Annotated in this window: 8 protein-coding genes; 5 read left to right on the top strand and 3 right to left on the bottom strand. The window is 46.3% G+C overall.

Going from position 1 to position 8,824, the window contains the following annotated elements; translation table 11 throughout:
• Nucleotides 1-137 (bottom strand): LPS translocon maturation chaperone LptM (gene lptM, locus ACWVCM_RS02680; RefSeq protein WP_455200169.1); only part of this gene is annotated, 137 nt, incomplete at its 3' end.
• A gap of 188 nt (nt 138-325) precedes the next feature.
• Here lptM and ACWVCM_RS02685 point away from each other — a divergent pair.
• A complete protein-coding gene (locus ACWVCM_RS02685) occupies nt 326-991 on the top strand; it encodes an alpha/beta hydrolase (RefSeq protein ID WP_455200162.1) in 666 nt (221 codons plus the stop codon).
• 18 nt (nt 992-1,009) lie between these two features.
• Here the strand turns inward: ACWVCM_RS02685 and ACWVCM_RS02690 are convergent, their stop codons facing one another.
• Nucleotides 1,010-3,859: a class I adenylate cyclase gene (locus ACWVCM_RS02690; RefSeq protein ID WP_455200163.1), complete on the bottom strand. Its 2,850-nt coding sequence runs from the start codon at nt 3,857-3,859 to the stop codon at nt 1,010-1,012.
• Nucleotides 3,860-4,347: 488 nt separating this feature from the next.
• On the opposite strand from ACWVCM_RS02690, the gene ACWVCM_RS02695 reads away from it, so the two are divergent.
• The 4 genes from ACWVCM_RS02695 to ACWVCM_RS02710 all read left to right on the top strand — a co-directional run bounded on the left by ACWVCM_RS02695 (nt 4,348) and on the right by ACWVCM_RS02710 (nt 7,075).
• Nucleotides 4,348-5,223 (top strand): sensor domain-containing diguanylate cyclase, encoded by an 876-nt coding sequence (locus tag ACWVCM_RS02695; RefSeq protein ID WP_455200164.1) that lies wholly within the window; start codon nt 4,348-4,350, stop codon nt 5,221-5,223.
• A gap of 155 nt (nt 5,224-5,378) precedes the next feature.
• On the top strand, nt 5,379-6,038 hold the full coding sequence (locus tag ACWVCM_RS02700; protein WP_455200165.1) for a YqgE/AlgH family protein: 660 nt from the start codon (nt 5,379-5,381) through the stop codon (nt 6,036-6,038).
• 40 nt (nt 6,039-6,078) lie between these two features.
• Nucleotides 6,079-6,417 carry a Rieske (2Fe-2S) protein gene (locus ACWVCM_RS02705; protein WP_455200166.1) on the top strand — a complete coding sequence of 113 codons (339 nt, stop codon included), beginning with the start codon at nt 6,079-6,081 and terminating at the stop codon, nt 6,415-6,417.
• Nucleotides 6,404-7,075, top strand: coding sequence for a DUF3047 domain-containing protein (locus tag ACWVCM_RS02710; RefSeq protein WP_455200167.1), 672 nt, complete (start codon nt 6,404-6,406; stop codon nt 7,073-7,075). Before ACWVCM_RS02705 ends, ACWVCM_RS02710 begins: the two co-directional genes overlap by 14 nt.
• Nucleotides 7,076-8,497: 1,422 nt before the next feature.
• Here the strand turns inward: ACWVCM_RS02710 and ACWVCM_RS02715 are convergent.
• A partial coding sequence (locus ACWVCM_RS02715; protein WP_455200168.1) for an FG-GAP-like repeat-containing protein occupies nt 8,498-8,824 on the bottom strand: 327 nt, incomplete at its 5' end.

Here is an 8,824-nt window from a genome sequence, read left to right on the forward strand (position 1 = left end):
CTCTGTTGCTGCTTGGCTTCTTCTTCCTCGGGCAAGTACAGTTTGCCTTTTGCACCACAGCCAGCGACAAGCAATCCGAACAGGATGACTATTGCCAGATAAACGCCGATGTTTGTTTTGCTCTCTTTCAGCTTCATTACTTTGACTCTTTAACGCTGGTTTCCTGGCTCCAGGATTTCCTGGTGCTGTTTTTACAAAAATGCACGGGTTGACCACCCGGGTGGAAATGACGGCATAATTGTACCAATAATAGTGCAAGCGTGCTGTTTTTTAACAACTATTTAGGTCATTGCCCCAGGGGCACTCATGCTTTAAGGTTAAGCCTATGCTGGATTATGAATTTACTGAAATTGGCAGCGAACTGGAATACTGCGTCATCTGGATGCATGGACTGGGGGCTGATGGGCATGATTTCGAACCCGTTGTGCCTGAATTGAATTTGCCCGAATCACCGGGGATTCGCTTTATTTTTCCCCATGCCCCCATGCAACCGGTCACCATTAATGGTGGTTTTGTAATGCGCGCCTGGTACGACATCATTGAGCCGGATCTAACGGCACGCCAGGATCACGAGGGAATCGTAAAGTCCGCCGACGCCGTTTACGAAATTATCCATGAGCAGATAGAAGGGGGATTTTCCCCCAATAAAATTATCCTTGCCGGATTTTCACAGGGCGGCGCCATGGCCTTGCATATTGGATTACGATCAGAGGAAAACTTTGGCGGCATACTGGCGCTTTCCACCTACCTGCCTCTGGCCGATGAAGTTGAGGTTCCGCCAGCTGCACAAAAGGCGGAAATTCCTATTTTCATGACACATGGTTTGTATGACCCGGTGATACCCATTAATGCGGGCCAGTTGTCGATGCAACGATTAACCGACCTGGGATACTCGGTGTCGTGGAAGGATTACCCAATGGAACATGCAGTGTGCGCTGAGGAAATCGTGGATATCAGCCAGTGGATCAAGCAGGTGACTGCTTCAGGGTGAACAAGCACCGTTAGTGATTTAACAGTTCGCCAGTTCGTAATTCAGTTTTTCTTCAATGCGCTTTTTATAATTGAGGTATTCAATGATCTGGAAATGACTGGATGCCCGTTCCCCTAACAGGGCCGGCGCCAGGTCCAGGTCCGTAATATAGATCGGATAGCGCTCTCCACTGGGCCGTCGACTCAACACGTAGCGGGCAACTTCACGAAACAGGTTAATACCGTGGTCCAGCGATGAATACTCTTTGTCTTCCGTGTACATGGTGAACACGGTTTTCTGGTCGATCACACTGCCAACAACCTGCACATGGAAGTAAGATTGTTTGCTTTTATCGTAGTCACTTTTTTGCCGTTTAAACTGGCATTGACCCTCTGCCGTTCGATGCACGCGATAAAACTCGATGTTGTCCAGCATCCCCGCATAGTAGTCATCGTTGTGTGCCATTGACTGACGCGTCAGCACGGTATCAAAAAACGCCATGTATTGATTGATCAAACTCAGGTCTTCATGAAAGGGCAACTTCTGGTGAAAAGCGGCACCCTGCTCATCCAGAATATATATACTGGCGAGCTGCCCTACCACTTCATAAAACAGTTGAATCTTCCCTGCTAAATTATTCGCAAACACATCCGCTAACGTCGTGCCTTCAAATGCGCGCCGGTCAACCTCAAACTGGTTGGTACCTGATTGTGACTCAGAAAGTTTATTAAAAAACTCGCGTTCCGTATCAGCTCTTAAATAATAAAAGTTATCCCCTTCATGATTAATCAGGAAAAACGACTGCTGCGCCTCGAGAATATACCGCACATTTTTTTGCAGACTGCCATTTCTGAAATAGGCGCTTAATACATCTTTGAACAGTTGTTCAATTCTTTCCACCAGCATGGAACCCTGCGCAAACGAAAAGTTAAATGCCGCGAATTTTTTGCGTTTAATGCCGGCGTTATTCAGGTTCCAGCGCAGTAACTGGCAAAGGCAGTCCAGCATTCCATCAATGCCTGAATAACGATAAGTCAGGATCTCTTGCCAGCTGGTCACAACCACCAGATCGAAGGTAAGCGCCAGATTAGCCGATGAACTCACCGGATTGAGAATGTCCTTATCTTCGCTCATAAAATAATTGTTGCGCCGGGCATTGCCACGCAGCGGATCAATACCGGTATTGAGAAACAGGCATGCACTGACAACGGCCGGTGGCTTTTCAAGATCATCAATACTGGTATCCGGAATTTCGCCATTGGGAAACTGTTGCTGCAATGCGTCCAGGATATTCTTGACCTCTTCCACCTGCAGTGAACCGACCTTGGTATCGAGGGACAAAATGGTGCCGGGGTTGATCAGCCTGTTGAAGTGACACCAGGTTAGCAATTCCGCTGCACTATTACCGCGTTTAATAGCAGTGAGCTCCAGTTTTTTGGTCGCTGCGTTGGCGGCTTCATTGAGCAGTTGCCAGGACTCCACACCGGACCGGGTGACAGACTGTTGAAAGGTGAGTTTTCGTTCAACAATATTGGTGGATACACCGCGATTGATCAGCTCTATTTTGCCGGGTTTCTTTTCAAACGCGGCATACAGCTTGCGACCCAGTGCATTCAGGTCTTTTTGACTGATGCGTGACAAGCCGGCATTGTTACGCGCAAACCTGGAAAGAAACATGTAACTGTGTGTAAGGTCTTCAACCAACACCTTTCTTTCCTGTAACACGCGATGGATTTTCCATTCGTCTCGCTTGTCAAGTTCCTCTATATAGTCAGCCTTCCAGTTCCAGCTTGCGGTGAGCTCTCTCAGGCAACTACGTTGCCAGTCGTCCTTGCCGCGTGAATCGGAACTCAGCGGAATATTCACCTTGAAATAAAAACAGCGTCGCACCAGTTCCAGGCGTTCTTTTTCTTCGCGCTTTATCAGGTAATCTTCCAGACGGCGAATCAAAATACTGTAGGGATCCAGTGCATTCAGGTCCATCAGCCCGTCATAGACTTTTTGCTTAAAATGCTGGCTGAGCAATTCGCAGTTGGGGTAACTGCTGGCATACGTTTCCATGAGCAGGATCTTTAATACCGACTTGTAGGGAGAATCAATTCCCTTGTAAACCTGCCATAAGCCGGCACCGAAGAATTCTTCCACCGGGACTTTTGACAATCCGCCGAAGTTAATAATCTCGTTCTCGTCAACAAAGCGATTGTGCGTCAGGTGGTGCACAAACTCGTCGTAAAGTTTTTCCTGATCCGGCGGTACCAGCCACCACACGGGAAAACGACCCGCCAGCAAGATACTGGTGCGATAGAATTCTTCCAGTAATAAGTGATGCTGTGTTGATCCACTGCTTTCACTGCTAAGTTGATGCACTTCCCCGCTGCGAAATTTTTCCGCATCCATTGGGAAAAAGTGCACTTCCAGTCCGATGCTTTCTGCCCAGACTTCGATGTAGTCACACTTTACTCGCAACTCCGTTAATTGATTGTCGTCCAGCGACGGGTTGTAGCAAAGCCAGATATCGAAGTCACTTTTTTCCGACTGTGCGATGGTCCCCACACTGCCCATCATAAACAGTGAATGTATGTCGCACTTGGCGGCAGCGGATTCTTTATAGTCAAAATTATTGGCGAGACTTTTTGCGGCCTCGATACTGTTTTTGTCCGGCGAATACAGGGAGATGCCTGCAGGGGTTTCGCCCGACACATAACCCGGCAGTTGTTTATGGTTGACGTGAAAGAACAGTGGCAACAGGTTTAAAAAATTACGCTGTTTCCACTTCAGGGAATTTTGGGTTCTTTCCAGGCGCTGCTGGTTGATCTCGAGAAAGCGGTTCTTGATTGCCTTGAGATCCGTTTCTCCAGAACCATCCGTTTTAATTGTCGTTACCAGCATGCGACCGCCAAGACCCTCGTGAAATCTGAAATATTATGTAAATTCAATAAGTAATCAATTTGCGTAAGTGGTACATCCCCACATAAGTTTTCGGCAATCAGGGCCAATTATTGAGTGTAATTTTTGAGAGGTCAGCGCTGGTTTTTGTGACGTTTTGTGAGTTTGGTCGCCTGCTATACCGCAAAAGATCACAAATCGACCGGATGTGCCTCAAGGCTGGCTATTCAATTGCCGAAGAATAGGGCAAAGGATTTGGTAAAAAGGACAGCTTGTATTTAAAGCAGGGAAGTACTCAAATAGGGCGGGAAATTCGGGGGCAAAATCCTGGAAAAATGCTTATCATTTTACGAATTTTTCTCCTATTATTAGTTAATTAAGTGCTGAGAAAACATTGGCTTAGTTGTACCGATTGTCACTGCCATGGCACTGCCAGTCAGGCAATCCCACGCAATTTGGATGAAAACAGATAAATAAGTCGGAGTCGAAAAATGGAATCTGGTGAAAGCAAAATTACTCTGGAGCTGGCGATGGAATTACTGGAACACGTTCCCGTCGGCATCGCTATTTCAGATCAGAGCGACAATATAGTTTGGTGTAACGAAGCGCTTGCCAGGTTTCTTAACATATCTATGGATGAGCTCGGTAAGCATTCTCTTAGTGATCTAAAAAGCCATAAACTACGCCCAATTTCCGAAGCATCCGATACCGTTCTGGTTCCCGGTGATGAAGTCGCCCCTGATCGCTGGTTGAAGCATCGCTCCATCCCACTTGCCGCGGGCCAGGGTTCCACCTATTCAGCCACGGTATATACCGACATCTCGGAAGTTTCCAGTCTGCTGGCCGAACAGGAAAAACTGACCGAGCAGTTAAACCAGCTTTCTACCGTGGATCGCGAAAGTGGCCTGCTCAATCATCGCGCCATGTTGCAACATCTCGAACCACTGGTATCCCGCAGTCGCCGTTACAGTAATAACCTGTCGATAATCGCCATGGAATTAACCAACCTGGATAACATTGTTGATGACCATGGACCCGATGCGGCCAGCCAGGCCGTGGTCGAGGTGAGCCGCTTGCTGAAAGACCAGATGCGTTGGGCGGATATCGTGAGCCGCGTGGAATACAATCGATTTGTCTTTATTTTGCCGGAAACTGACAAACCCTCAGCGGTGCATTTAGCCAACAAAATTTCCGCCCAGGTCAATGATCTGCACGTGCATTTTGAAGATACCTCTTTTCAGTTGCAGGCGAATTTCGGCGTAACCGCCTGGGAAAAAGGCAATGATTCGGTGCTGTTATTGCGCAAAGCCAACCAGGGCCTGGATACTGCCAGAGCCAGTGGTGCAAACGCCATCGAAGCCGTGTAAAGCAAACGCACGGCGGGCGACCCCGCTAAAAATCCAACTCCCAGCGCACCTTATACCCGTTCTAGGGTATACTGTAATCACCTGCCGGTATAATTATTAGTCATACCCAGCGCCCCAGACCGGCAACTGTTTTTGGGTGAATATGTGTTGGGTGGATGTGGTTACTCGTCATGGATAGCCGACACATTACTAGTCACATTAGTCGTAAATTATTAACAAGCACCCTGCTTTTGCTTGCCGCTGTTTTCATCAGTGGACAATGCCTGGCGCAAATCACCCCGGCGGCAGGTCCTCAGCTGGAACCGAAAAAAGGCCGCTTTCTGGTTGCTACCGACAACCTGGCGAATACCAGCTTCAAAGAAACTGTGATTCTCATGACGCACTATAGTTCTCTGGGTGCTACGGGTATCGCGATCAATAGACCGGCCCATATTCCGCTGAACGAAGCGTTCCCGACGGTAAAAGAACTGGGTTCCATGAAAGATTCGCTCTACCTCGGTGGGCCGGTTAAAACCAACGGGATTTTCGTGTTAATGAAAACCAAGCGCCCCCATGCTGGCATGAAGCGTGTCACCGATGACATCTATTTCACGGTTGGTCTCAACGCTGTCATCCATGGTTCCTCCAAAGCCGAAGAAGGCGAAATTGCCAGGGCCTATGCCGGTTATGCCGGCTGGAGTCCCGGCCAACTGCAGGAAGAAATCAAACGCGGCGACTGGCTTATTGTCGAAACGGATACCAGCATCGTATTCGAAGAAAACTCCGATAATTTATGGCAACGTTTACGCAAAAAATGGTCGGGCAACTGGATTTAACTTCCTTTCATGTAACATTTCTAGCGCTACTTCATCTTATATGTCGTGGATATTATTAACTGATACCGCTTCCATCAGTGCGGGAAACGCACAGGAATTTGTGGTTGATACCGCATTTGGGCCGCTGGAGTTGTTTGTCGTGAATGACAACCAACAGTTTTATGCCTACGAAAACCGCTGTCCCCACACGGGGGTTAACCTGAACTGGCAACCGGATCAGTTTTTTGATATCGATAACAAGTTCCTGCAGTGCTCCACGCACGGCGCCCTGTTTCGTACTACTGACGGTTATTGTGTACGGGGACCTTGCGCGGGGAGCCGCCTGGAATCCATCCCTTTAAAAGTTGAAAATGGAAGTATTTACATTGCGTCGAACTAGATTTTCCAAACAAACATTGGTGTTCGCAATGCCTGTTTGCTTGATTCTGTTGATGATTATTGCCGTTTCTTTTGCAGGCAATAAAACAGTCAAGGTGCTGACACTGCCTGACTTAAGCAACTGGGAAACTGAAGAGTTTTCCGGAAAAACTTCCTACGAACTGGTTACCATCGACAACAGGCAGGCGATCAAAGCCATTAGCAATCAGTCGGCCTCGGGCCTGGTTCGTAAAATGAAAGTCGATTTAACAAAAACTCCCTATTTAAACTGGTCGTGGAAAGTCGATTCCATTCTTAGCGACGTCAACGAAACCCAAAAGGAAGGCGATGACTACGCTGCACGTATATATGTCGTCATATCCGGTGGCATATTTTTCTGGCGCACACGCGCTATTAGTTATGCATGGGCAAGCAAGCAACCGAAAAACAGCCACTGGCCCAATGCGTTTACCGGGAACGCCACCATGGTCGCCATGCAATCCGGTCCTGCATTGACGGGCCAGTGGGTCACTGAAAAGCGTAATGTTCTGGAAGACATCGAAAAACTACTCGACATCGATAAAACCCAGATCGATGCCATTGCCATCATGACAGACACGGATAATAGTAAACAGTCCGCTACCGCTTACTACGGCGATATTTATTTCACTGCACAGTAATGACAGCCGCATGCTTACTACAGGTAATCTCACAATAAGATAACCGGCTTTACTGAACCACAGCCAGTTCGCCAATGTGATCATAGCCTCAAAAGCATAAAACCGCTGTTATAGCTGCGCATCATCAAAACAATTAATTGAATCTGCAGCTGTTAATGTTTACTAATGTTGCTATACTGCCATGGAAATTAGTACTGGTATAAGAATAATAACAATGATGCGTTTACCTCTGCTTACAATACCTACACTTAGCGGAACACGAATTGTTCCCAGTTGTTCATTGAGCGCTGAAAATAATTCCAATGAGCACATGGTAAATCCTGGATGACATAACGCGTGCACCATTGGCTTTTGGGAAACCGTTCACTGCCAGGACTTTTAACAGGAGACACCGCATTGACTAGACTTGCTGCTATAAGCGCTATTTTATCGACACAATTAATAGCTGGCTGCGCTATTGTTACGACGTATGGAATAGCACCCGAGAAACTCAGCGACAATACTTACAAATTCACACTCTATTACAATGTAGCTTCTACCGACGCCGACATTGATAAAAAAGCCAAGGAAATAAGAAACGAAATACAAACCAAAAATAATCATAGTGACTGCATTTTTATTCGGCAGCAATCGAGCCCAAATACAGGAAGTCAGTCCATTGTATACACGGTTAAATGCAGCTAAACACCGGGCGCCCACCCTCTGAGAAAAATTAAAGTCAACCAGACGACAATCTGAAAACCGAGAAAGATGACCTGGTTCATCATTCCTTTAATTACAAACAATTACACGCATATCTAGATTCTGTCTAATCCATTCAGACATTAGCGCTCATAGCCTTTGTATAGGGATAACCCTAGCTTTATATGGGGTACGCTCCAGTTATCACAAAATGTACATTCCAGTAGTATCTTTCCCATGGCCAGTTAGACATTAATTGGTAGAGGGGAGACCGGGTGTCAATTCTAAGAACAATAAAACAAGTGGCCATAATCGGAGTTATAGTTTGTATGGGATTAGGGATAGCGCTTGCCGGCACGGAGGCCGGATATAACCAGGGAGGTTATTTAAATTCAGCAAACAGAAGTATTAACAGAGTCCAGATTGCTAACCCCAATAATGCAGGACAAATAACTAACTCAGTAAGACTGCCTCAATAACAATAAGAAGAAGCGAGAAAAACAAGAAGATCTTTAGAGAGGGGAGAGAGAGGGAGCGTTAGTAGTGAACGCCAGGTCACCCACTAAAAGTGACCTGGTTTATTTTTTTCGGCAGAAAGCAATTCTCACTTCGCCTATACCTGTAATAACCTCTTACCAAATCCATGTTCAGAATAAGCAGTCGTTCACAACGCAAATAACCCGAAGAAAGCAGATAAAAATAGTTCATCATCAGGACATAGAATGGTGCGTAGTATTGTTATTATTGAACACTTAAATTCTTCAATGTATATATTTGGTAGCTACTATATGCGCCACCATAAAGCCCAATTATATCTTCGTCGCCATCTCCATCTATATCACCAATTGCCGCTGATGTTGATCGGGCAGTTTCTGGATAAATATCGTATTCTTCACCAATGCTAAAGTCCAGACTGTTAACCTGATAAAGTATCTGCACGGAGTTGTTTCTCACTAGTACAATATCTTTTGTTCCGCTCTTATCCAAGTCAGCAACTAAAAAGTTATTTGAGCTAAACAGATTCTCCTGATGATCCAACGTTCCATTTGAGTTTTGAATCCATATGGA

It is taken from the genome of Kaarinaea lacus (assembly GCF_975902315.1).

Bases quoted from the DNA above. Each gene is read 5' to 3' on its own strand.
- ACWVCM_RS02690 (WP_455200163.1), bottom strand. From the start codon at position 3,859: ATGCTGGTAACGACAATTAAAACGGATGGTTCTGGAGAAACGGATCTC.
- ACWVCM_RS02705 (WP_455200166.1), top strand. From the start codon at position 6,079: ATGTCGTGGATATTATTAACTGATACCGCTTCCATCAGTGCGGGAAAC.
- ACWVCM_RS02685 (WP_455200162.1), top strand. From the start codon at position 326: ATGCTGGATTATGAATTTACTGAAATTGGCAGCGAACTGGAATACTGC.
- ACWVCM_RS02695 (WP_455200164.1), top strand. From the start codon at position 4,348: ATGGAATCTGGTGAAAGCAAAATTACTCTGGAGCTGGCGATGGAATTA.
- ACWVCM_RS02700 (WP_455200165.1), top strand. From the start codon at position 5,379: ATGTGGTTACTCGTCATGGATAGCCGACACATTACTAGTCACATTAGT.